Genomic DNA, 730 nt, shown 5'->3' with positions numbered 1-730 from the left:
CGCGCCGGGCCCGGCGGCGGGGTCGACCAGGTCCTCCAGGTCGACACGGACCACCACGTGCGGCTTCTGGGTGCGCAGCACCGGCAGGGTGCCGGCGGCGAGTTGGTTGTCGCAGAGCTGGACGAGGGCGTCGGCCTGCTGCTGGGCGCGGGTGCGGGTGTCCCCGGCGGGCCGGTCGGCCTGCGCGATGGACTCCACGGCGGTCTGCAGCTTCTCCCCGCCGACGGCGTCGAGCTCGAACCGGCCGCTGACGCTGCCGTCGGCGTGCTTGACCAGGGTGAACGACCGGCCCTCGGTGGGGTCGGGCTCGGGCCCGTCGGGGTCCAGCCGGGCCAGGTAGTGCGCCACGACCTGCCGCAGCTCGGCGTGCGGGCGGGTCGCGGCGACCTCGGCGAACGCGGCGTCCACCCCGGCCAGGTCGACGCCCTGGGCCGCGGCGGCGGCCAGGCTGCCCGGGGTGGCCACCGGGGCGATGACCGCCAGTGCGTCGGCGGGCAGCGCCCCGGTGGCGGCCGCGGCGGCGACCGCAGGCAGGGCCTCCAGCGCCCGCCCGGAAGACACCAGCCGGGCGGCGGCGGCCGGGGAGAGGCGGGCGTGGCCGCGCAGCCAGGCAGCCATGGTGTTCTGCCCGTCGTGCTCGGCGGCCCCGGTGAGCTCGCCCTGGCGGACGGTGCGGGCGATCTCGGTCGCGAGCCGGTTGCCCGCGACGAGCAGCGGGGCCAGCCGGTCG

1 protein-coding gene is annotated in these 730 nt (G+C 78.9%); it reads right to left on the bottom strand.

The annotated features are described in order from the left end of the window. Nucleotides 1-730 (bottom strand): DUF222 domain-containing protein (locus E9565_RS21940; protein ID WP_236836732.1); only part of this gene is annotated, 730 nt, incomplete at both ends.

It is taken from the genome of Blastococcus sp. KM273129 (genome assembly GCF_021698995.1).
Classification (GTDB): domain Bacteria; phylum Actinomycetota; class Actinomycetes; order Mycobacteriales; family Geodermatophilaceae; genus Blastococcus.
This window is presented reverse-complemented; position numbering and strand designations above follow the sequence as displayed.